General features: G+C 53.0%; 22 protein-coding genes. 7 read left to right on the plus strand and 15 right to left on the minus strand.

Going from position 1 to position 21889, the window contains the following annotated elements:
- Position 1: 1 nt before the first annotated feature.
- Both metW and HOM51_15785 read right to left on the minus strand, forming a co-directional pair.
- Positions 2-631, minus strand: coding sequence for a methionine biosynthesis protein MetW (gene metW / locus HOM51_15780; protein ID MBT5035974.1), 630 nt, complete (start codon positions 629-631; stop codon positions 2-4).
- Positions 628-1812 (minus strand): homoserine O-acetyltransferase, encoded by a 1185-nt coding sequence (locus HOM51_15785; protein MBT5035975.1) that lies wholly within the window; start codon positions 1810-1812, stop codon positions 628-630. Before HOM51_15785 ends, metW begins: the two co-directional genes overlap by 4 nt.
- Before the next feature lie 182 nt (positions 1813-1994).
- On the opposite strand from HOM51_15785, the gene HOM51_15790 reads away from it, so the two are divergent.
- The 3 genes from HOM51_15790 to HOM51_15800 are packed head-to-tail and all read left to right on the plus strand — an operon-like array spanning position 1995 to position 4858.
- The gene (locus HOM51_15790; protein MBT5035976.1) at positions 1995-2885 is read left to right on the plus strand and encodes a chorismate mutase; all 891 of its coding nucleotides are present in this window, start codon (positions 1995-1997) and stop codon (positions 2883-2885) included.
- Between the two features lie 4 nt (positions 2886-2889).
- On the plus strand, positions 2890-3978 hold the full coding sequence (locus tag HOM51_15795; GenBank protein ID MBT5035977.1) for a histidinol-phosphate transaminase: 1089 nt from the start codon (positions 2890-2892) through the stop codon (positions 3976-3978).
- Between the two features lie 4 nt (positions 3979-3982).
- A complete protein-coding gene (locus HOM51_15800) occupies positions 3983-4858 on the plus strand; it encodes a prephenate/arogenate dehydrogenase family protein (protein MBT5035978.1) in 876 nt (291 codons plus the stop codon).
- Positions 4859-4862: 4 nt separating this feature from the next.
- Here the strand turns inward: HOM51_15800 and HOM51_15805 are convergent, their stop codons facing one another.
- Both HOM51_15805 and HOM51_15810 read right to left on the minus strand, forming a co-directional pair.
- Positions 4863-5480 (minus strand): DUF179 domain-containing protein, encoded by a 618-nt coding sequence (locus HOM51_15805; GenBank protein ID MBT5035979.1) that lies wholly within the window; start codon positions 5478-5480, stop codon positions 4863-4865.
- Between the two features lie 22 nt (positions 5481-5502).
- Positions 5503-6651: a DUF2125 domain-containing protein gene (locus HOM51_15810; GenBank protein MBT5035980.1), complete on the minus strand. Its 1149-nt coding sequence runs from the start codon at positions 6649-6651 to the stop codon at positions 5503-5505.
- A 78-nt stretch (positions 6652-6729) separates the two neighbouring features.
- Between HOM51_15810 and HOM51_15815 the strand changes: the two genes are divergently transcribed.
- Complete coding sequence (locus HOM51_15815; GenBank protein MBT5035981.1) at positions 6730-7272, plus strand: gamma-glutamylcyclotransferase; 543 nt, start codon at positions 6730-6732, stop codon at positions 7270-7272.
- On the opposite strand, the gene HOM51_15820 is transcribed toward HOM51_15815, so the two are convergent.
- From HOM51_15820 to ftsE, 7 genes are all read right to left on the minus strand, one after another.
- Positions 7269-7838 (minus strand): class I SAM-dependent methyltransferase, encoded by a 570-nt coding sequence (locus HOM51_15820; protein ID MBT5035982.1) that lies wholly within the window; start codon positions 7836-7838, stop codon positions 7269-7271. The genes HOM51_15815 and HOM51_15820 overlap by 4 nt on opposite strands.
- A 54-nt stretch (positions 7839-7892) precedes the next feature.
- A complete protein-coding gene (locus HOM51_15825) occupies positions 7893-10265 on the minus strand; it encodes an adenosylcobalamin-dependent ribonucleoside-diphosphate reductase (GenBank protein ID MBT5035983.1) in 2373 nt (790 codons plus the stop codon).
- A gap of 215 nt (positions 10266-10480) precedes the next feature.
- A complete protein-coding gene (locus tag HOM51_15830) occupies positions 10481-11134 on the minus strand; it encodes an OmpW family protein (GenBank protein MBT5035984.1) in 654 nt (217 codons plus the stop codon).
- A gap of 124 nt (positions 11135-11258) precedes the next feature.
- Positions 11259-12014 (minus strand): 1-acyl-sn-glycerol-3-phosphate acyltransferase, encoded by a 756-nt coding sequence (locus HOM51_15835; protein MBT5035985.1) that lies wholly within the window; start codon positions 12012-12014, stop codon positions 11259-11261.
- Between the two features lie 16 nt (positions 12015-12030).
- A complete protein-coding gene (locus HOM51_15840; GenBank protein ID MBT5035986.1) occupies positions 12031-12657 on the minus strand; it encodes a YdcF family protein in 627 nt (208 codons plus the stop codon).
- 16 nt (positions 12658-12673) lie between these two features.
- The gene (locus tag HOM51_15845; GenBank protein ID MBT5035987.1) at positions 12674-13567 is read right to left on the minus strand and encodes a cell division protein; all 894 of its coding nucleotides are present in this window, start codon (positions 13565-13567) and stop codon (positions 12674-12676) included.
- Between the two features lies 1 nt (position 13568).
- Entirely contained in the window at positions 13569-14315 is a 747-nt protein-coding gene (ftsE, locus tag HOM51_15850; GenBank protein MBT5035988.1) for a cell division ATP-binding protein FtsE, read from the minus strand.
- 157 nt (positions 14316-14472) lie between these two features.
- On the opposite strand from ftsE, the gene HOM51_15855 reads away from it, so the two are divergent.
- Positions 14473-15576, plus strand: coding sequence for a DUF3426 domain-containing protein (locus HOM51_15855; GenBank protein ID MBT5035989.1), 1104 nt, complete (start codon positions 14473-14475; stop codon positions 15574-15576).
- Positions 15577-15606: 30 nt separating this feature from the next.
- On the opposite strand, the gene HOM51_15860 is transcribed toward HOM51_15855, so the two are convergent.
- Genes HOM51_15860 through argH form a run of 4 tightly spaced genes read right to left on the minus strand, consistent with a single transcriptional unit; the run spans position 15607 to position 21062 of the window.
- The gene (locus tag HOM51_15860) at positions 15607-18156 is read right to left on the minus strand and encodes a TIGR02302 family protein (GenBank protein MBT5035990.1); all 2550 of its coding nucleotides are present in this window, start codon (positions 18154-18156) and stop codon (positions 15607-15609) included.
- 42 nt (positions 18157-18198) lie between these two features.
- Complete coding sequence (gene lysA / locus HOM51_15865) at positions 18199-19461, minus strand: diaminopimelate decarboxylase (protein MBT5035991.1); 1263 nt, start codon at positions 19459-19461, stop codon at positions 18199-18201.
- A gap of 39 nt (positions 19462-19500) precedes the next feature.
- Positions 19501-19653 carry a hypothetical protein gene (locus HOM51_15870; GenBank protein ID MBT5035992.1) on the minus strand — a complete coding sequence of 51 codons (153 nt, stop codon included), beginning with the start codon at positions 19651-19653 and terminating at the stop codon, positions 19501-19503.
- A gap of 5 nt (positions 19654-19658) precedes the next feature.
- Complete coding sequence (gene argH / locus HOM51_15875; protein MBT5035993.1) at positions 19659-21062, minus strand: argininosuccinate lyase; 1404 nt, start codon at positions 21060-21062, stop codon at positions 19659-19661.
- A 210-nt stretch (positions 21063-21272) separates the two neighbouring features.
- Between argH and HOM51_15880 the strand changes: the two genes are divergently transcribed.
- Together HOM51_15880 and HOM51_15885 are read left to right on the plus strand one after the other, a co-directional pair.
- Positions 21273-21683 (plus strand): TlpA family protein disulfide reductase, encoded by a 411-nt coding sequence (locus tag HOM51_15880; GenBank protein ID MBT5035994.1) that lies wholly within the window; start codon positions 21273-21275, stop codon positions 21681-21683.
- Positions 21680-21889, plus strand: a 210-nt coding sequence (locus HOM51_15885; GenBank protein ID MBT5035995.1) for a hypothetical protein, incomplete at its 3' end; no start/stop codon positions are given. The genes HOM51_15880 and HOM51_15885, both read left to right, overlap by 4 nt.

A 21889-nucleotide genomic window follows, 5' to 3' on the forward strand; every position in this document is an offset into this window, starting at 1 on the left:
ATTATTTTTGCTTGCTGAGCAGAAACACAGCCTGTTCACCAAACAGGTTTGCAAAGAACATCGCCGACCGCACCCGTCGCTTGGCACCATTGCGATCCAACGCGATGCTGCGTTCGATGGTAATGCCCATTTCATCGCACAAGATAACGAAATCCTTGATCGTGCAAAAATGGATGTTGGGCGTGTCGTACCACTGAAATGCAATGGTCCTACTGACGGGCATGCGGCCTCGGGTCAGAATCTGCCACCGTAAACGCCAGTACGCAAAGTTTGGAAACGACACGATTGCCCGCTCACCAATTCGCAACATGTCGGCGAGAACTTCTTTCGGCGCGGCCATGGCCTGCAGGGTCTGACTTAACACGACATAATCAAAGGCCTGATCGGGGTAATCCTTAAGGTCGGTCTCGGCATCGCCCTGAATAACAGATAGGCCAGCACTGACGCATGCGTTCACCCCTTCCGTACTAAGTTCGATCCCGCGACCATCGACTTGTTTAAAATTGGCAAGATGATCAAGCAGGGCACCATCACCACACCCCACATCCAACAAACGCGTATCGGGATTGATCATGTCCGCAATGACCTGCAGGTCAGGGCGGATGATACCGAGTTGCTTCCTGGTGATCATGAATCAGCCCGCCCCAAACCACGCAGCACCGCCGAGCCATTTAAAAATCCGCTCAGGACCTTATGGAATTCAGGCTCGTCCATCAGAAACGCATCATGGCCATTATCAGACTCAATCTCAGCAAAACTGACATTCGCCGCAACCGCATTTAGCGCGCGCACGACCTGACGATTTTCCTCTGTTGGGAACAACCAATCGGTAGTGAACGACAAGACACAGCAGCGGGTTTTGGCACCCTTAAACGCGTTCGCCAAAACGCCATCGTGCTCCGCCGCCAAATCAAAATAATCCATCGCCCGCGTAATGTAGAGATACGAGTTGGCATCAAATCGGTCAACGAACGTGCTGCCCTGATGGCGCAGATAGCTTTCCACCTGAAATTCAGCATCGAAGCCATACATAAACTCACTACGGTCCTGCAAGCGTCGGCCGAACTTCCGATGCAGAGCCGATTCCGACAAATAGGTGATATGCGCCGTCATTCGCGCGACAGCCAGCCCCCGATGTGGGTTCTTGCCTTGGCTCAGATAGTCGCCACCGCACCAATCGGGATCAGCCATGATGGCCTGGCGTCCCACCTCGTGAAAGGCGATATTCTGCGACGAATGGCGGGCCGCCGTGGCGATAGGAATGGCCGCAAAAACTCTGTCAGGGTAGCTTGCCACCCATTCCAGAACCTGCATACCACCCATGGACCCGCCAATGACCGCAAACAATTGATCAATGCCTAAGTGATCCAGCAGCATGACTTGAGCCCGCACCATGTCGCCCAAGGTAATCACCGGAAAATCCAAACCCCAGGGTTTGCCAGTCTCCGGATTAATTTCTTTTGGTCCGGTAGAGCCCATGCAGCCGCCGAGCACATTGGCGCAAATTATGAAATAGCGATCTGTGTCGAAAATTTTTCCGGGCCCGACAATTTGTGACCACCAACCGTCCTTCCCCGTAATCGGGTGAGTTTCGGCAACGAACTGGTCCCCAGTTAAGGCGTGACAAACCATCACAGCGTTGGATTTTTCGGCGTTCAATTCACCATAGGTCTGATACGCCGTGGTAAATTCGCCGAGTTCAACCCCGCAGTCCAACCGCAAGGGTTGGTCCTGTCCCAACTGGACGGTTTTGCCTGGCAGAGCCGTTTCAGCTGAATCTTTTTCGCGCTCTGGAGCCGGGGTTTCAATCATATTCGCGTGTTCCAATGGCTGGAAATTGTGCTCATAGCTAGGAATCAAGGGGCCAAGTGTCAACGTTTTCTTTGATTTTACGGATACATACCAGTATCACTATGCGGCCTTTGGGCTCCCTTTGGGTGGCCTTTGGGCATGGAATTCTTCCGATTGTTTCGTTCATAAACCCGGACCTAAATATGTGCGCTGAAATTACACTGGATGCTTTACGGCAAGAAATTGATGACATCGACAGTCAAATCCATGACTTGTTGATTGAGCGAACCACCGTTGTGGAGAAAGTCCGCACGGTAAAACGCGGCCAAAAAGTCAAAATTCGCGCGGCGCGGGAAGCCGAAATTTTGTATCGGCTAACGGCCCGTCACAAGGGTTTGTTCCCAAAACGCGAACTGACCAACATCTGGCGCCAGATCATTGTTGCGACGTTATCGATTGAGGGACCCTTTTCTGTTGCCGTTTACATGCCAGATGATGCCAGCGGTTTTTGGGATTTAGCCTGCGTTCAATATGGCTCGTTTACACCAATGACGGGGCACCGCTCCGCACGCCAAGTTGTTGAAGATGTGATGACCCAAAAAGCAACGGTTGGGATCGTGCCTATTCCGCGCTCCGACGATAGCGATCCTTGGTGGCGATTTATTGCGAGCAACAATCCGGATTCGCCAAAAGTTATTGCGCGCCTGCCGTTCACCGGACAAAGCAACACACGGGACGACGCGGGCCTGGAAGCGCTGGTCATATGCCCTGTGCCGCATGAGCCTGCAGGGCGGGACCGTACCCTGTTTGTCATTGAACTGGAACAACGGGTCGGCCTAGACCTTCTGCGCGATGCACTGATGTCTTGTGAGTTGACAGCCGTTCAGGAGACGTCGTGGCACGATGACGAGACGCCAAATTTATGGCTATATTTGGTGGAAATTGATGGCTTTATCACCGAAGACGATAACCGGTTAAACATTTTTACGGAGAACTTCTCCGTCCCTGTTAAACAAATCGCTCAAGTCGGCGGCTATGCCTTGCCCCTGACAGACGAAGAACTCACCGTCATCGCGCCGTCGGACGAGGACTAGTACCATGTGCGCGCTTCGTCTCAAACCTGGTATTGGGGATATCTCTCCGTACGTCGGCGGTGAGTCCGACATTGCTGGGGTTGATCGCATCATCAAGCTTTCCTCCAATGAAAGCGCCTTAGGGCCCAGCCCCAAAGCAGCGGCCGCCATGGAAGCCGCTGTGGCCGATACGTTCCGCTATCCAGATGGCGGTTGTACCGACCTGCGCGCAGCCCTTGGTGCGGAGCACGAGCTTGACCCCAAACAGATCGTCTGTGGGGCAGGTTCCGATGAAATATTTAGCTTCCTCAGCCGCGCTTACGCCGGACCAGGGGATGAAGTTCTTTACAACGAGCACGGGTTTTTAATGTTTCCTATTGTGACCCGGCTGGTGGATGCGACCCCTGTTAAGGTCGCTGAAAAGAACCTTTGCGCTGATGTTGATGCATTTTTGGCGGCGGTCACAGACAAAACAAAAATTCTATTTCTGGCCAACCCAAATAATCCGACGGGGAGTTTTTTGTCGCTGAACGAACTCAAGCGGCTACGGGCCGGCCTGCCTGATCATGTTCTGATGGTGCTGGATGGTGCCTATGCAGAATTTGTCACAGCTGACGATTATTCCCCCGGTGTTGAATTGGTCGATGCAGGTGACAACGTGGTGATGACGCGAACATTCTCCAAGATCTATGGTCTGGGGGGTGTTCGCTTGGGGTGGAGCTATTGCCCGCCGGAAGTCGCTGATGTCCTGAACAGAATTCGCAATCCATTCAACGTTTCAGCCATCGCCCAAGCGGCTGGGTTGGCGGCATTGGAAGACACCGCCTTTGTTGCCAAAGCGCTCACTGACAATGAGACCCTACGTGCTTGGACGACGGAAAAATTAACAGGCTTTGGCCTTTCCGTTCCACCCAGCGTTGCCAATTTTGTTCTCGTGCGGTTTCCCCTGGACGAAGCCCAGAATGCAGAAGCGGCAGATGCTTTCCTAAAATCCAAGGGAATTATTGTCCGGCGCATGGGCGGATACGGCTTGCCGGATTCATTAAGAATCTCTATTGGGGTGCAAGACGAAATGACAGCGCTGGTGGATGCGTTGTCGGAATTCATGAGTTAGAAAAATGTTATTCGAACGAATTGCCTTTATCGGGATCGGCCTGATTGGATCGTCCTTGGCACGCGTCATTCGCCGCGACGGCCTCTGCGGCCATATCACTGTGTGTGCGCGATCCCAAGAAACTTTGGATAAAGTCGTTGAACTAGACCTTGCCGATACGGTGACAAAAGACCCGGCTGTTGCGGTGGCGGATGCTGATCTGGTGATGATCTGCACGCCCATGGGGGCTTATGGCGCGATCGCAGAAGCGATTTCTGGAAGCTTGAAGGACGGCGCAATTGTCAGTGACGTGGGGTCGGTCAAAAAGGCGGCCATCGATAGCTTGGCACCTAAGTTACCGGGAACCATTCATCTGGTCCCAGGACATCCTGTCGCGGGCACAGAGCATTCAGGGCCTGAGTCTGGCTTCCCTGAACTGTTCATTGATCGGTGGTGCATTCTTACCCCGGCAACCGGCACAGACGAAGCAGCGACGGATAAGGTCGCCGCGTTATGGCGCAAGGCCGGCATGATGATTGAAGTCATGGATGCGGAACATCATGACCAGGTCCTGGGCATTACGTCGCACCTGCCGCACCTGATTGCCTACACCATTGTCGGCACGGCAACGGATTTGGAAGATGACCTAAAACAAGAGGTCATAAAATTCTCCGCCAGTGGCTTTCGCGATTTCACCCGCATTGCCGCGTCTGACCCGGTCATGTGGCGGGATATCTTTTTGAACAATAAAGACGCCGTGCTTGAAATTCTAGGCCGCTTCAGCGAGGACCTAACAGCCATGCAGCGAGCCATTCGGCGTGGCGAGGGTGATGCTTTGGAAGAAGTCTTCACGCGCACCCGGGAAATCCGCCGAAGCATCATCGACGCCAAGCAGGATTAAGATTTTATAGCGGCAACCCGGCCTTGCCACGGGCGCGATCCCAGATTTTCTCCACGTCCTTGCCAAAGATAAATGATGGTTTCGCAGGGGTGACAACCCAATCGTCTCGCGCAAGCTCATGTTCCAATTGCCCCGGGCCCCAGCCAGCATAGCCCAAGACGAATATCTTTTGTTTAGGGCCTTTGCCATCGGCGATATCGCGAAAGACTTTTTGGTTGGTTGTGACCGACGCGACGTTGTTGATGATCCGGGTTCCCGGGCCATGGTAGTCCGGGCCGTGCACCAGAAACCCAACGCCGCTGTCCACCGGCCCACCATAATGGAGATTAATAGCGCCTTTGACGCCGTCGGGATTCATGCCGAAACCTTCCATCAGCTTGGCAAGAGGGCCGCTTCCCACCACCTTGTTGATGACGACCCCCATGGCACCTTGTTTATTGTGATCGATCATTAGGATCACGGTTTTAGCAAATCGCGGGTCGGCCATACCATCATCCGCGATCAACAATTGACCGTTTAGAAAATGTGTCGGAGATATTTGTTTGCTTGTTTGACTCAATGAGTCGCCAGCAATGGCTAGAAGCCCGGCAACAATCACAATGAATAGGGTTTTAAACCGCATTCGTTTATTCTAACGGAAAAACTTAATCCGACGCTACCTTTGGTCCCCAGTTCACATGGGGCATATCGACAAGTTTGGCCTGGCCGGTAAATATTTTTCCGTTCTGAATACTGACCGCAAGATTTAATGTCGGCGGCCCGCCGTTTTCATCTTTCTGAAAAAAGGCGCTCGTAACTAATTTTACAGTTAAAGAATCTTTGCCGCGCACCCACCCAGAAACTCGAAGTGCATCGATAAATTCATGAAAGCCGATGACCTTCGCCGTAAATGCCCCAACAGGCTGCAGATTTCCGTCCAAGGCAACGGTGCCATCAGATCTAATTAAATGAAACGGCCCATATCGCATCGAAAACTTAGGAATTTCCATGGTGCCGCCCGCATCCCGCCACGTAGCAAGCGACGATCTCAGCAAACCCGGTTCGATGCCCCCCATAACAGCGCCGTTAATCGAAAGCTTAGAAACCTTCGCCCCCATGGGGAGTTTGAAGTGCGCCGGCAAAACTAAATCTTGGGCATTAATTTTGAAACTTAGGCTCGGCGATTTGATATCCTCTGGATTGGACGGGTCGTGAGTGGCCTCAATCGTCGCAGACCGCGCACCGACCTTAGCGCCGGTTATGGCTTGCAGAGCGACATTTTTCGCGTGGATCAATAAATCTTTGGGCCAGTGCTCGCCTGGCTTGAATTCCACGGTTAGTTCCTGTGACAATCCGCCATAAGAGACGGGCCCGGCTTTGGTCTTCAGGGTGAGCTCATTGTGTTCTGGGAATTTCAGAAGGTACCGTCCTGGATTCCAGGGGCGCGACTGGATCACCAACTCCGGCCCCTTCCAACTCCAGTCTGGATCATCTCCACTCGTGGCGAAGCTCGGTGTATTTAGGGTGAGACGAATGGCGAATGGAAATCCGCTCAAGACCGGCTGCTTATAGGTAACGGCCCACCCGGCCTGACGCGCGTTTACCGCCCAATCTTCCAGGTTTGAGCGAAGACCTTGCGCGGTATAAAACCACATCGCCACATAGGCGATGGAAAATGTGGCAATGGCGACGAGCGAAATCATGGTGCGACGGATCACCGCAAAATATGCAGGCGGCTTGTAGTTCATCACCTGCCGGGCTTGGAAGGCGCTGCGGATTTTGCGCTGCCGTTCTTTGTCGGTGTATTCCACCATGGACTTTGTGCCGCCTGGTTTGTTGATAGGTTGTTATAGTGCGTTGCGCGGGCGGGAGCGAGTGATTAGCTTTTCTCTATGAATAATAACCGAAAAGATCGTTGGGTATTTGCATACGGTTCGCTGATGTGGCGGCCTGGGTTTGAGTATGAGGAAGTGCAAACAGCCCGCCTACATGGCTACCATCGCGCCCTTTGCGTATTTTCCCCAAACTACCGTGGCACCCACGAAAAGCCGGGGCTTGTTGTTGGCCTGGATGCAGGTGGGTCCTGCATTGGCCGCGCATTTCGTCTGCACCGGGACAATGAAAAACAAGTCCAGGCATATTTGGATGAACGCGAACTTTTAACCGGGGTCTATAATTGTAGAGACATAACATTGGCGCTGGAGACCGGATCACAGGTTCCTGCCTATGGCTATGTTGTAAAACGAAGCCACGAACTTTATACCGGCAAACTAACGCCTATTGAGGCGTCGCAGTTTATTCTTGGTCGGGCCGGACGAACGGGAACTTGCCTGGAATATCTGGAAAATACTGTCACGCATATTGAAGAATTAGGCATCGACGGCGGCGATTTGCGGCGGGTGCTTGATCTGGTGCAGGATAAGGACGCGGGCTAATTTCGCAGTGCTGAGCCCAAAAAATTATTCACGAACGGCTTAGGCCCGGGCAAAAGGTAGCCTGTTTCCATGTGATCTATGTTCAAGGAACTCGCGGCGATTTGTTTATCCAGAGGCCGGTTCAAATGGCAGCCCCCGGCGACTTTCCTCATCAGCGGTGTCAGTCGGTTCTGCCACCCGGCAACACCTTGATCCGTTGCCAGACCATGTTCCAGAAATAGAAACTGTCCACCCGGTTTTAATACCCGATGAATTTCCGCGACCACTTCATCTACATTTGCAACGCTGCACAGAGTCCAGGTTGAAACCACTGTGTCGTACGTCGCATCTGACGCGGGAACTTGCTCCGCGCCACCTTGAATAAAGTCGACGTCAATCGGCGCATTCTTGGCATTTTTTTCAGCCAGGACCAAGCCGATTTCTGACGGGTCGATCCCGGTAACGTTTTCAACTTCGGAACCGTAAAAAGGAAGATTAAGGCCGGAGCCAATGCCAATTTCCAGTACCCGCCCTTTGGCGCGACCAACGAGACCGCGCCGCAATTCCTGGAATTTTTCGCCGCGCATTGCATAATGAATCAGCCGAGGAACAAATTGGTCGGCGTAGAGGCCCACCGAACGTCAGCCGCACTTGGAATAGGCGCAACTGGTGCAGGTGTCGCACCCTTCCTGCTTGATCAGACTGAGTTGGGCACATTTCGGACATTGTCGGAAAGGTGATCTGGTTTGAGGTTCTTCGCCATCAGTTCCCCCACCGGCCGTCGCCGTGAGCTTAACGATTTCGCGATTTTCCTCGCTGTCGCCTGTAAAGCCGTCCGGGGCCGCAAGAAATCCGATTTCGATCATGTGGCGTTCAATCACTTCGCCAATCGCGGCCAGCAACGACGGTACATAACGCCCGCGAACCCATTGCCCCCCGCGCGGATCGAACACGGCCTTAAGTTCCTCAACTACGAAGCTGACATCACCACCGCGCCGGAAGACCGCCGAAATCATCCGCGTTAGCCCGACGGTCCAGGCATAGTGTTCCATATTCTTGGAATTGATAAAGATTTCGAAGGGGCGCCGACGACCATCGCTGATCATGTCGTTAAGCGTGATGTACATCGCATGCTCGGTTTCCGGCCAGCTCAGCTTGTAGGTTGCGCCCGGCAGGGCCTCAGGCCGGTCCAAGGGCTTGGTGAGTTGAACCACGACCCCGGCATCGCCCGCATCCTTTGGCTTGGCGTCGGCGTTGGCTTTCTTAGGTGAGAACAATTGGAGTTCTTGCTGTCCATCAGAAGATTTTGATTTCGCCTTGTCGATGGTTTTCAGCACAGCGCCTGTAACATCGTTTGGACGGTACGTGGTGCAGCCCTTGCAGCCCAATTCATAGGCCCGGATGTAGATGTCCTTAAAATTCTCAAACGAAATTTCTTCCGGACAATTGATGGTCTTGGAGATGGAACTATCGACATAGGTCTGCACGGTCGCCTGCATCACCAAGTGGTCATTGGGGTTCAGCCCCTGGGCATCGACGAAGTAATCTGGCAACGGCGTGTTGTCGCCCTTAATCCGGCGGAACATGCGATAGGCGTAATCGCTGACTTCTTCTTCCTTGCGCGTGCCGTCCGGCATCAGGACTTGGCGGGTGTATTTAAAACTGAATACCGGTTCCAGGCCTGATGAAACATTGTCGGCAAATAGGGAAATCGTCCCGGTTGGCGCAATTGAAGTCACCAATGCATTCCGAATACCATGTTCGGCAATGGCCGCACGGACGTCGTCATCCAAGCGCTGGATCATTTCACCGGCCAAATACTTTTCGGCATCGTAAAGCGGAAACGCACCTTTTTCTGCTGCCAGTTCCGTCGACGCCAGATAAGCCGCACGCTCAATCGCTGCCATCCAGGTTTCCGTCAGTTCCACCGCCTCCCGGCTGCCATAGCGCGCCCGGCACATGATCAGCGCATCGGCGAGCCCGGTAATGCCGAGCCCGATCCGGCGTTTGGCCTTGGCTTCTTGGGCTTGGGCTTCCAGCGGGAAGTTTGAGACATCAATCACGTTGTCCATCATCCGAACTGCGGTTGTGACTAAACCGCTGAGGGCTTCAACATCCAAGTTCGCGCTGGCATCAAACGGGTCGTTGATCAGCCGCGCCAAATTGACCGAGCCCAACAGGCAGGCGCCATAAGGCGGCAAGGGCTGTTCACCACACGGGTTGGTCGCGTGAATGGTTTCGCAGTAATTCAGATTATTCAGGCGGTTGATACGATCGATGAAAATCACACCGGGTTCCGCATAGGCATAGGTCGCTCGCATGATTTTGTCCCAGAGATCACGCGCCGGAATGCTTTTATAAACCACATCGTCAAAGGACAGTTCCCAATCCGCATCTTCACGCACCGCATCCATAAACGCGTCGCTGATCAAAACCGATAGGTTGAACATCCTGAGCCGTCCAGGCTCACGTTTGGCGTCAATGAAGGCTTCAACATCGGGATGGTCGCAACGGATCACCGCCATCATCGCACCGCGCCTGGAGCCCGCACTCATGATCGTGCGGCACATGGAATCCCATACATCCATGAACGACAACGGACCCGAAGCATCCGCGCCGACACCTTTAACCGGCGCGCCCTTGGGCCGCAATGTCGAAAAATCGTAGCCGATGCCGCCGCCCTGCTGCATGGTCAACGCGGCTTCTTTCAAGTTGTCGAAAATGCCCGACATGTCGTCCGGGACATTGCCCATGACGAAGCAGTTAAACAGGGTCACATTGCGGTTCGCCCCGGCACCTGAGAAAATTCGCCCAGCCGGCAAAAAGCGGAAATCATCCATTGCATCGAAAAAGCGTTGTTCCCAATGGACCGGGTCTTTTTCCTGCGCTGCCAAGGCCTTAGCCACCCGATGCCAGGTATCGGCGATGGATTTATCGACAGGGTCGCCGTTCGCCGTTTTCAGGCGATACTTCATATCCCAAATTTGCTGCGAAATGGTAGCGACTTGCGTCATTGACTCGAATACTCGTCTACATTTGAAATTTATAGGCCAACAAATGTAAGCTATGGCACCGCCTGGGTCAAGAAATGTTCTTGTTATGTTTCCCCTAATTATCCCCAAAATTAAGGACAAACAGAGGCGAAAAGAGGCTAAGCCGTTGCCAACTTATATCCCCACTATCCCCCTGATTCACAGGGGTGGATAACTATTTTCCACAGAAAGATCGATTAAAAGGCGAAGCCAAATCCAACCCCAATAACCCAAGGGTCCAGGTCCGTGTCTGGTGCCGTCGCAACCCCACCGTTAACGGTAATATCCGTATCGATGAAAAATTTCTTCACATCCAAATTGATCGACCATTTGTCATTGATCTTCACGTCGAGCCCGCCCTGAAAGGCGTAACCGAGTGTATGGGTGTAATCCACGTCGATAAATTGGCTTCCGGCATCTACATCAAAGAAGAAGGTGCCGTTGAGCCCGACCCCTAAATACGGACTTAATCTGCCCTTAGGCAAAAAATGATATTGAAGACTAAGGGTCGGGGGCAACAACCGGACAGTTCCCAAATTAAGATCACCAAGGGTCGAGTTATCAACTTTCACCCGGTTTTTAGTGGTCGCTAAAATTAACTCCGCCGCAATGTTATCAGTGAAAAAGTAACTGAAATCCAATTCAGGAATGACCGTGCTATCAACACCTGCACTGCCGCCGAACTGGTCCGTCGTACCATCAACATCCGGATTGAATGATAGGCCGCGCAACCGGATCAGGATGTCGCCTTTATCCTTTGCAAATACCGGAGCCGACGTTGCCAAACCGGCAATGACTACAATTGGTAAAATCGCCCAAACGAATGTTTTAAATCCAAATTTCCTACTCATTTCACCATCCCCAGTTTTAACACCCACAAACGAAGCGGGGGAAATTATAGGAAATAAAAGCTAACTTTGCATCAAATATTGTCTAAATAACTCTAGTTAAGAATAACTATAACTATCATTATAATTATTTGTTTTGAACTTCAGTTGCTGGCTGAAGACTGTATTTTGCTTCTCCTTCAAGCCGTAATCTTTCGGAAGCACCATCAACTTGGCTCTGTAGTTCTTTCATAAAAGTTTTGCGATCGAGACCTTGGGGTATCGCTGGCAGTACCTCCATAACAATACAGCCGGGATACTTCATGTAACCGCTACGGCCCCAAAAACTGCCGGAGTTCACCGCGACCGGAATCAACGGAACATCAGCATCTTTGTATATCGCGGCAACGCCCGGTTGATAGGTTCCAGGCTGGCCCGGCAATGATCGGGTGCCTTCGGGGAAAATGATGACCTTACGCCCTTCGCCCAAAGCACGGCGGGTTTCGCGAATAACTTGCTTAAGCGTTGAAGCACCGCCCGCCCGATCAATAGCAATGTGCCCGGCTTTACGCAGGGTTAATCCGTAGAGGGGGATTCGCAACAGTTCCTTTTTCAAAATGTATGCGGGATCGCGGTCCAACAGATAATAGATCGCTGTGTCCCAAGCTGATTCGTGTTTGCTGGCAAAGATTGCTGGCCCATCGGGAATATTTTCCATCCCTCTTATTTCGTAGCGAAGGCCGACAATTGTCCGTAGCAGCCACATGGTCACGTACATCCACACACGAATAATCGCCTGAGAAACCGAACGCGGAAACGGCAATAGAATCCCATTTAAGATCACGATAAACGTCGACCAAGAGATAAATGTAAAAACATAAATAAGCGAAAGAATGGCCTGCATGTCTTAACCTAATCCGTTAATTATTCTGGAGAAGTTTTTGGCCTGCGTGGCGGATCCACACCAGCAGATATTTATTGTATTCTCTCATTAACAAACCCGCAGTCCCTGGCCAAGCCCACCAACGATCCCGTTTAAATGTTACCGGTAAAACTGAATGAGGTGAGAACTCAGCTGTTGGCATGGCGTAGCGAAATTCCAATAGACTGCGTGGCATATGGTAGTTCGAGGTCACGATGATCAAACTCTTGTAATTTTGTTTTTTAATCCATGCTGCTGTTTCTATGGCATTTCCTTCTGTGTTGGCCGCATCCTCACCGATTTCCACACAACACGCTAATTCAGCCGGAGCATTTTGATAAAGCGTCAGGAGTCTTTTGACGTCCACTCCCTTATAAACGCCTGAAACAAAAAGTTTTTTTGCTCTTTTTTCGGCCAAGAACTTAAGGCCGGCGCTTAATCTACCACTGCCTCCAGTTAAAACCACAATCGCATCCGCCGATGGCTCAGCATTTTCGACATGGCTTGGAATAGCGTCGGCAAAGATAAACAGTCCGATCCCCCAACCAAATCCGACAATCAGGAGAATGCCTAGAAGCCCAGAAAAAAACCGTCGTAGGGAATTATTACGCTGCGGTCTTGCCATCTCTGCATATGCTCCCCTACAGCATCCGACCGAGGTTGCGCATGACCGTCACCCGCGCCGTCAGCATCGCGATCAGGGCGACGATGATCGGCAGAAAAACCAATGCCGACCAGTGCACCATGGTCATGTTGAATTCAGGGATAAGGCCGGAGTCCATTTGCTCTGCCAAAGCGCGGATCCCCCACAGCGTCGGCGCTGCCAACAAGAGACCCAAGAAACCGCCCTTGAGACCCAGAACCAAGGCCCTGTGCGCAAATTGGCCAGCAACGTATACATCTTGAGCCCCGATCAGGTGAAGTACCTCTATCGCGCCCTGATGAACCGCCAGGCTTGTGCGCGTCGTAAAGACGACCGTGCCCACGGTAGCAACGGTGATCAAGGCCAGCACCAACGCCGCCAACCCTTCAATGGTCCGCAAAAGACGAACAAGCTGGTCCAGCCAAACCCGGTGGTCATCGACTGAGATCCCCGGCGAAATTGCGGAGACCCGTTTGCTAAGCGCTGCGACATCAATTTGCACTCCCGGCTTCAACTTCACATCGATTAAAGCTGGGATCGGCAGTTCCTCTGACCCGCTCACAGCGCCCAGCCATGGCTCCAATAGCGCAAATATGCGTCCTTTGCTTAAGGGTTCGGCACTGGCCACCCCATCGGTCGCGCGTACTGCTCGAAGCACAGCCTGAAGAAGAACCGCGTCTTGCGAAGGTGTGTCGGTCGGGGCGATCTGAACGCTTAGAGTTCCGGCAACGCCTTTGTCCCATTTTTCCGTCAGCGCATTCAGAACAGCCAAGCCCATAAGCGCCATAATCGCCAAATAGACCATGAACGCGATTAAAAATGGCAGATAGCGCCCGAGCGAGTCCCGGTCCAAGGGCAAATCGGCACGACGGCCTAAAAATTTCGTCAACATTTTAGGCCGCAGTCCCAGACCGGTGATTGCTTTTTGTTTCTGCCGCTGAGGTCGAATTGTTCTCGGAAGTCGATTCCGTTGTGACCAAATTTCCCGCTTCCAGGACCAAACAAGGGTGGCCCAAGTTCTTCACGAGGTGTTCGTTGTGGGTGGCGATAATGACGGTCGTGCCGAGTTTGTTTAGTTCGTCGAACAAATGCATCAGGCGAAGCGCCATTTTATCATCGACGTTTCCAGTCGGCTCGTCAGCCAGCAAAATTTTGGGACGGGCAATGACAGCCCGCGCAATTGCAACCCGCTGCTGCTGTCCGCCCGATAAGGTCGGTGGACGGGACTTCATGTGATCTTTGAGACCGACCCAACTTAAAAGCTCGGCTACATGCGTCTGCACATCGGCTTCCCTGATCCCAGCTACACGCAAAGGCAAAGCCACATTATCGAACGTTGAAAGATGCTCCAGCAGTCTAAATTCTTGGAAGACAACGCCGATTCGCCGCCTTAACGCCGGAAGATCAACTCTTGGGGTGGTTGCGATGTCTCGCCCGAATAGCGAAATTAACCCCCGTGAAGGCTTCAATGCCAAGTACATTAACTTAAGCAAAGACGACTTGCCTGCGCCACTTTCCCCAATAAGGAAATGGAACGAACCGGTGCCAAGCTCAAATGAGATATCCCGCAGAACTTCAGGCCCTAGACCATATCTTAGGCCAACGTTCTCAAACCGGATTACGCTCTCTATCTCGTCCATTTTTTAAACTGTATCCGTAAATTCTAACCGCACAATGACACGGCACTAGCAGGGGCGTCCAGGATCGAGAATACGCCTTCTCTTGCGTTGTGATTCTCAAATGCCTATAAATAGCAGGAAGTTAACATGACTCGTTGTTAATTATCGCGGGCGACCCATGATTATAAATTGCGCCTCGTGTTCGACACGATACGCCATAGACATACAACTGTTGGCACCATCGGGTAAAACCGTACGGTGTTCTAATTGCAGTTATAAGTGGGTCCAAGCCCCTGTTGAACAGGCGCCGCAGCCCCAGTATGCGCCGCAACCTCAATACGCACAGCAGCCTCAGTACGCGCCGCAACCCCAATACGCACCGCAGCCGCAACCCGTTCCGCAGCCGGCACCGGTCGCCCAAGTCCCTGAGCCCCAGCCGATTCCTGAGCCCGTTCCCGAGCCGGAGCCAGAGCCAGAGCCAATTCCGGAACCAGAGCCCATTCCAGAACCCGAGCCAGAACCCGAGCCAGAGCCGGAGCCGGAACCAGAGCCGGAACCAGAGCCGGAGCCGGAACCCGAGCCGGAACCAGAGGAAGAGGAAATAGAGCTCTCGCAGGAAGAACTGGATGAGATGCTTGGCACCGATGATGACATAGAACCCATCGAATCCACGGTCGGCTCCGACGATTTAGATGACGGCGATTTAGATGACTTGGAAATTGACCCCGAAGACATTCCTGATCCGGAACCCCTTCCGCAATCGCTGACAGGGCCGGAGATGCGGTTTGAAGATGATTCCGGCATGGGGCTTGGCAAGAAAATCGCCATTGGTGTCGTCATCCTAATCTTTGCCATCTTGGGCGGAGTAATCTTTGCGAAGAAGCAAATTATCGCCATGGTCCCGGCAGTGGCCCCCGTCTATTCAGCACTGGACCCGGTCCTGGGTATGCTCGACTTTGGCGGTCATGATATAGGCGAAGGGTTGGATCTTAAGGACATCAAATACGAACCCGATGTCGTAAACGGGAAAGATTTCCTGACGGTTAAGGGGAAGGTCACGAACACCACGGACAAGCGTCAGGTACTTCCAGCGATTCGCATAACGTTAGGAGACGCAGAGGGCAATCCAATTACTTCGGTTGATATCCTACCTATAAAACAATCTCTACGCGCCAATGAGACCATAAGCTTCACATCGAAAAAGTTTGAAAAGCCGGGGATTGCGCGGAAGGTCAATATTAACTTTATTGATCCGGCATCAGACGAAGGTAAAGAGAAATAGTCGGCCGCTCATTAGGTGATGATCAAGGCCTTAAAACTGCCGCAGCAGTCGCTCTATATAATCCAGTTCAATCTTTGATCTTTGCTGATCCCCCGCACGACGGCGAAGTTCACGCAGAATTTTGTGCGCCCGTTGAACGTCCTGTTCGTCGGGTATGCCCCCCAAATCATCCACACCCAGGCCTGTCTCATCATCTTCCAAGCGGCCAAAAGGTTCTTCTTCAGGGCGGCGCACACCTTTTAGACGGGGACCGCCGACTTGGCCTCTGATGCCTCTGCCCTGTCGGCGAGCCATCATTTGGCGGGAAACACCACTTCTAACCCGACGCAGTTGTTCCAGCACCTCTGACTGTGCCGCCATGGCCGGCCCTTGTCGGTTCGCTTTCAGGGACCGCGTCGCGTTGCGCATTGCCCGCTCCGCCCGACCCAGTTGGCGCGGAAAGCTACCAAGCAATTCATCAAACCCGACCATCAGACCGCCAAGCTTACGCCGTAGGGCTTCTTGCGGGGCGGCGTCCTTTTGTGACTCACTCAAGGGTGGTTCACCTCCAGGATTGGCACCCTGTTTCTTCCCCTTACCTTTTTCACCTTTTCCTTGGCCCTGATTGCCAAGCCGCAGCCGACGGTAGGTTCGATTGAGGAGTTTTTGCTGGCCTTGGGTCAAATTACGCAGCGAATCCATCAACTTCCGCGCCTGCTGTTGGCGTTTTCCAGCCTTGCCACCTGGCCGCATCCCCGCCTGAAGGTTTCGCAGCATACGCTGAACCTGCTTTAACAAACGTTGGGCAGCCTTGATCGAACCCGTCTTCGCCAATTCGCGGGCGCGTTCGATCATCCGCTGAATATCGCCATTGCGCAGCAGCCGCGTGCTGGGGTCCAACGGACGATTCATGACGCCTTGCTTTTCCAATTGTTGGCGAAGCGCCGAAAAATATTTTTGCAACGCCTTCTGGACTTGATCCATCAGGCGATCAATTTCTTTCTGGCTGGCGCCTTTGCGCAGCGCCTTCATCAGGGCGTCTTGGCGGCGCCGTAGATCCCGCTCTGCAATGGACAGGTTTCCGTCCTCAAGTCGCAATGCCGTATCCCAAAGTAAATTTATGATCGACGTAATGGACTTAGGCGTCCACGACTGAGCCAAGCGCGACTTAGCGACGCTCAGCGCCAAATAGACAACCGTGTCATCAAAGAAATGCTTGGGCCGGGTTAAAATTTCGTCGAGACGCGAAATGACATCTGCCCGAACAGTTAACGACGGTGTCACCAATTTCCGACGTTGTTCGACAATGGCGCGGGCAACGGGATGATTGAACGTTCGCTGCGGCAAGAGCATGGCAACATCGTCGCTCAGACCCTTTTGCCCCCGGCCATCAACCGCTTCCAATTGAATAACCACCGGCATCCCCGCCCACGGGTGTGCGGTTAGGTCCCGCACCACATTGCGTTTGTCTTTGGTCGCCCCTGGGGCCGGCAACGGCAAAGTCAGCTTGATTTCTTCATCGCCAATGGGCTTGACGGTTTTCGACACAGATTCCGATAAGCGAATAACCGCCCCTACGCGCGCGAGGCCGTAATCGTCTTTTGCCACATACCCGATTTTAAGATGCGAACGCTCGGTTTTTCCTGGCGGCGTATCAAAAGCGATTTCAGGTGCCATGTCAGGCACCACCTCCATCGGCCAGCCAATAATTTCTTTATCGCCGGTGACAATCGCTAAACGATCACCGCTCTCAATAACACCTTCACCTCTAAAGCCACCGCCCTCAGTTCCTGTCTCCAAAGCATCAAAGTTTTCAATCGCGCCGCCAATTTTAAGTTTAGGTACCCCTGCCAGGCCAGAGAGCTGCGCCAACACAGCACTGCCCGCAGGAACCGTTATTTTTTTCGGTGTTGTATCAGCGGGCGGTAATTTTCTGTCCGCGGTGGCTTTCCCGGAATTTGGCGTGATCTTGAAAAAAATTGGTGCAGCGCGGGTATAGGCAGGCGGTGTAATCCAAACTTCTAGATTTAAGGCCTGGGCGGTCAAATCTTTAAAACTGGGAATAAGGGCCCGCTCGAATCGTGCCAGCGGGTCCAATCGACCGGCTGACAATCCGACAAAGAGCAACAGCAGGACAAGCATCCGCACGGCATAAGGATCGCGCCTGATAAGCTTCGGGGATGGGATTCGGACCCGCAGCATTTTCGCGGCTTTGGCCATACGGTCCTTGTGTACCCGCCACAACGCCTCTGACACGGCATCGCCGCGTCCAACGGCAATGTCGTCATCAAGGGCTGCAAGGGGGCGGTGGGTGAGGCCACTGTCCTGTTCAAGGCGCCGTCGAGCCTGAGCTAAACTAATTCGCCGAAACCCTCGGCGTCCCCGCCAGAAGGTCAATAAAAAGACTCCGGCGAACAGGACCAACAGGAAAGTATGGGCCCACCCCGGTAGGAGCGGGAAGACATCTAGCAGCGAGAGGGCGATGAACGTGCCAAGAATTCCGGCGACCGGCCAGAGCCGGACCCAGAGGCGCTCCCACAAAAGCGCACTTTGTGCCAGAAAAAGCTTAAAGCCGTAACGGGGCCGTTTGTCTCCGTGCATCCTGTCGCCCTTTTCAGACATTGCACCTTTAGTTAGCCCGATTTAGTCAGCCCAGTCGGGCAGTGCCTCCATCGCTAACATATCATCCACAGATTGGCGACGGCGCACAACTGTGAATTCATCGCCCTTAATCAAAATTTCGGGAACCAGAGGGCGCGTATTATACGTCCCAGACATGACAGCACCATACGCGCCAGCAGTTCGAACCGCCAATAGATCACCTGCCTTTAACGTCGGCATCGGTCGTTTTGCGCCAAAGGTATCGCCGGTTTCGCAAATTGGGCCGACAATATCCACTTCTGTATGTTCTGCATCAGAAGACGGCTCAGCGACCGGAACAATGGCGTGATACGCTTCGTAGAGAGACGGGCGCATCAGATCGTTCATTGCCGCATCGACAATAACAAACGTCCGTGTTGCCCCTTCTTTCACATAAACCACCCGGGTTACCAGAATGCCGGCGTTACCGGCAATGACGCGCCCTGGTTCCAACATGATCCGACAATTCAGGTCCCCCACCGTGTCTTTGATAACATCGGCATAGGCCTGCGGACTGGGGGTCTCACTGCCATCGTAAGGAATGCCCAAGCCACCGCCCAAATCAAGACGCCTAATGTTATGACCATCGGACCGAAGCATCGCTACCAAGTCTCGCATCCGCAAATAGGCATTCTTAAATGGCGTTAAATCAGTGAGCTGGGAGCCGATGTGAACAGCCACCCCCACAAGATCAATCCCCGCCATGTCGCGGCCACGGGAATAAACTTCATGCGCTCGCGTCCATTCGATACCGAATTTATTTTCGCTGAGCCCCGTGGTGATCTTGGCGTGAGTCTTTGCATCAACGTCCGGATTAATGCGAATTGAAACCGGTGCCTGCACACCCAAAGATTGTGCGACCTCGTTCAAGGCTTCCAGTTCCGGCTCGGACTCAACGTTGATCTGCATAACCCCAGCTTTCAGCGCATCCGCCAGTTCTTCTCGGGTCTTACCGACGCCGGAAAAAACAATTCGGTCCGCGGGCACGCCCGCTACCAAGGCCCTCTTTAACTCTCCACTGGAAACGACGTCTGCGCCCGCACCCTGCTGCGCCAGAGTTTTTAGGACGGCGATATTGGAATTTGCCTTAACCGCGAAGCAGACCAAGGCATCAACCCCCTTAAAGGCGTCGGCGAAGACGTTATAATGCCGTTCCAACGTCGCCGTCGAATAGCAATAGAACGGCGTTCCGACTTCATCAGCCAGTCGTTCCAAAGGTATATCTTCGGCGCACAAGCCGCCGTTTTTATAGATAAAATGGTCCACGGAATTTCCTTTTTGGGTGACCCCTTACTGGGTCGGCCATTACTGAGTTGGATAGATCCTGGGAAATTTTGAGTCTTCAGGTGGCTCCGGTGCAGATTTACGCCCACAGCCCACCAGCGGCGAGGCCATAACCACCACCAGCGCCACCAACAGCGCCTTTCGCCAGATCCCTGGTTTTAATAACTGTTTCATGGCCTCTATTCTAAATACCGTTTGCGGGCTTCCGCAACAGCGCGCCGAACGTTTTCAGGCGCTGTGCCGCCTAAGCTGGTACGGCTTTTTACCGAATTATCCACGCCCAGAACATCAAAAACATCCTCCGTAATGCCAGCTTCAACCGATTGCATATCTGCCAAGCTCAAATCTTCAAGCCCACAGCCCTTACCTTCGGCCAACTTAACAATCGTCCCCGTGACATGATGCGCTTGCCTAAAGGGCATGCCAAGAACCCGCACCAACCAGTCGGCCAAATCCGTCGCCGTCGTAAAGCCCTTGCCTGAAGCGGCCCTCAGCCGATCGGTATCAAAGGAAATATCCCTGATCATGCCAGCCATCGCGGTCACGCCAAGTGCGAGCGTATCCGCTGCATCAAACACCGGTTCCTTGTCTTCTTGCATGTCTTTGCCGTAGGCAAGCGGCAGGCCCTTCATCACCATCAACAAGCCATTCAAGGCACCAACGACCCGGCCCGCCTTGGCCCGCACCAGTTCTGCTGCATCTGGATTGCGCTTTTGCGGCATGATCGAACTACCAGTGGAAAACGCGTCAGACAACGACGCAAATCCAAACTGGTCGCTGCACCAAATCACGATCTCCTCCGCCTGCCGAGATAGATGAACCGCCAGCAATGCGCCAACGCTCAAAAATTCACACGCAAAGTCCCGATCTGACACGCCGTCCAAGGAATTCGCGCACGCCCGATCAAAGTCCAACGCTTGCGCCGTCATTTCCCGATCGATGGGAAACGAAGTCCCGGCCAATGCCGCTGATCCCAATGGGCTTTCATTCATCCGTTTCCGACAATCCGCAACCCGGCTGCGATCCCGACCGTACATTTCCACATAGGCCAGCATGTGATGGCCCAACGTCACCGGTTGGGCGGCTTGCAAATGGGTGAAGCCGGGCATCACCGTTTCGGCGTGGGTTTCCGCTTGGTCGATTAAGGCCGCCTGTAAATCTTTCAAGCCTGCATCCAGCGAATCCAGTGCATCCCGCACCCAGAGCCTGAGGTCTGTCGCCACCTGATCATTGCGCGACCGCGCCGTATGCAGCCGTCCCGCAGCATCGCCGACCAACTCAGACAAGCGCGATTCGATGTTCATATGAATATCTTCAAGCGCTCTCGAGAACGTGAACTGGCCTTTTTCGATCTCCGACATTACTTTATCTAGACCATCGAGGATGGCGGTGCCGTCTTCTTCGGAAATAATTTCTTGGGCGACAAGCATCGCGCAATGGGCTTTAGAGCCGGCAATATCCTGGGCGTAGAGGCGCTTATCGAAATCAATGGACGCATTAATTTCTTCCATAACCGCAGCAGGCCCTGCATCGAACCGGCCGCCCCACATCGCGCTGGACTCTTTAGGTGATTTACCGCTCATGACTAAACCATTGGAGTATTTGAGTTGAGAACAAAATTATACCGCAGCCTCATATCAATATCGGCGATATTGGCAATTTCGGCGATTTTGGCCATATCGTCCCCACATGCAAGCGCAGAAGCGGTTAAAAACTCGATAACTTCTTCAAATTTGCCGAAAGCGCCGCGTAATTTTCAAGCGACAGATCCTATTCGACTAGTCCCCAAATTGGTGTTTTACGATGTAGATGATAAGCCGTTGGCAATTTCTGAATACAAAGGACGGGGGGTTGTTTTGAATTTCTGGGCGACATGGTGTGCACCCTGCGTCAAGGAAATGCCCGATCTCGACCGCCTGCATGCGCTGCTAAAGAAAGAGGGAATTGATGTACTTGCGCTTTCCGTCGACCGCGATGCGCTACGATTGTCGAAGAAGTTTTATAAAATAAATGCAATTCGTCACATGCCAGTTCTTATCGATAAAAATCGCAAAGTTCTCCGGCGGTTGAGCATTCGCGGCCTACCGACCACGGTTCTTATCAATCCAAACGGCATGGAAGTCGGGCGCATCGTTGGTGCAATTGAATGGAATTCGCCTGAAAATGTCGCGTTCCTGCGCCACGTATTAGCACGACAAAAATGACTCCAAAGTTCCCGACCCTGATGGCCGCAGCCTTGATCTTAGGCGCCTGCGCCGAGAAATTTAGGTGGGAACATCCAGGTCTTCCGACGACCCAATGGGACATTGATAAATCATCCTGCAAAGACGCCGCCATCCTAAAGGTGAATTCAGACCTCGCCGTTGGCCGAGGCTTTAGTGCCCGAGAATATGACCTTCGAAACGATCAA

The organism is Rhodospirillaceae bacterium, from assembly GCA_018660465.1.
Lineage (GTDB): Bacteria > Pseudomonadota > Alphaproteobacteria > Rhodospirillales > JABJKH01 > JABJKH01.

Coding starts and splice junctions, on each gene's coding strand:
- HOM51_15810 (MBT5035980.1), bottom strand. CDS start 6,651: ATGGTGGAATACACCGACAAAGAACGGCAGCGCAAAATCCGCAGCGCC.
- HOM51_15845 (MBT5035987.1), bottom strand. CDS start 13,567: ATGTTGACGAAATTTTTAGGCCGTCGTGCCGATTTGCCCTTGGACCGG.
- HOM51_15805 (MBT5035979.1), bottom strand. CDS start 5,480: ATGCGGTTTAAAACCCTATTCATTGTGATTGTTGCCGGGCTTCTAGCC.
- HOM51_15825 (MBT5035983.1), bottom strand. CDS start 10,265: ATGACGCAAGTCGCTACCATTTCGCAGCAAATTTGGGATATGAAGTAT.
- ftsE (MBT5035988.1), bottom strand. CDS start 14,315: ATGGACGAGATAGAGAGCGTAATCCGGTTTGAGAACGTTGGCCTAAGA.
- HOM51_15820 (MBT5035982.1), bottom strand. CDS start 7,838: ATGCGCGGCGAAAAATTCCAGGAATTGCGGCGCGGTCTCGTTGGTCGC.
- HOM51_15840 (MBT5035986.1), bottom strand. CDS start 12,657: ATGGCAAGACCGCAGCGTAATAATTCCCTACGACGGTTTTTTTCTGGG.
- metW (MBT5035974.1), bottom strand. CDS start 631: ATGATCACCAGGAAGCAACTCGGTATCATCCGCCCTGACCTGCAGGTC.
- HOM51_15835 (MBT5035985.1), bottom strand. CDS start 12,014: ATGCAGGCCATTCTTTCGCTTATTTATGTTTTTACATTTATCTCTTGG.
- HOM51_15800 (MBT5035978.1), top strand. CDS start 3,983: ATGTTATTCGAACGAATTGCCTTTATCGGGATCGGCCTGATTGGATCG.
- HOM51_15795 (MBT5035977.1), top strand. CDS start 2,890: ATGTGCGCGCTTCGTCTCAAACCTGGTATTGGGGATATCTCTCCGTAC.
- argH (MBT5035993.1), bottom strand. CDS start 21,062: ATGAGCGGTAAATCACCTAAAGAGTCCAGCGCGATGTGGGGCGGCCGG.
- HOM51_15815 (MBT5035981.1), top strand. CDS start 6,730: ATGAATAATAACCGAAAAGATCGTTGGGTATTTGCATACGGTTCGCTG.
- HOM51_15785 (MBT5035975.1), bottom strand. CDS start 1,812: ATGATTGAAACCCCGGCTCCAGAGCGCGAAAAAGATTCAGCTGAAACG.
- HOM51_15790 (MBT5035976.1), top strand. CDS start 1,995: ATGTGCGCTGAAATTACACTGGATGCTTTACGGCAAGAAATTGATGAC.
- HOM51_15855 (MBT5035989.1), top strand. CDS start 14,473: ATGATTATAAATTGCGCCTCGTGTTCGACACGATACGCCATAGACATA.
- HOM51_15870 (MBT5035992.1), bottom strand. CDS start 19,653: ATGAAACAGTTATTAAAACCAGGGATCTGGCGAAAGGCGCTGTTGGTG.
- HOM51_15830 (MBT5035984.1), bottom strand. CDS start 11,134: ATGAGTAGGAAATTTGGATTTAAAACATTCGTTTGGGCGATTTTACCA.
- HOM51_15860 (MBT5035990.1), bottom strand. CDS start 18,156: ATGCACGGAGACAAACGGCCCCGTTACGGCTTTAAGCTTTTTCTGGCA.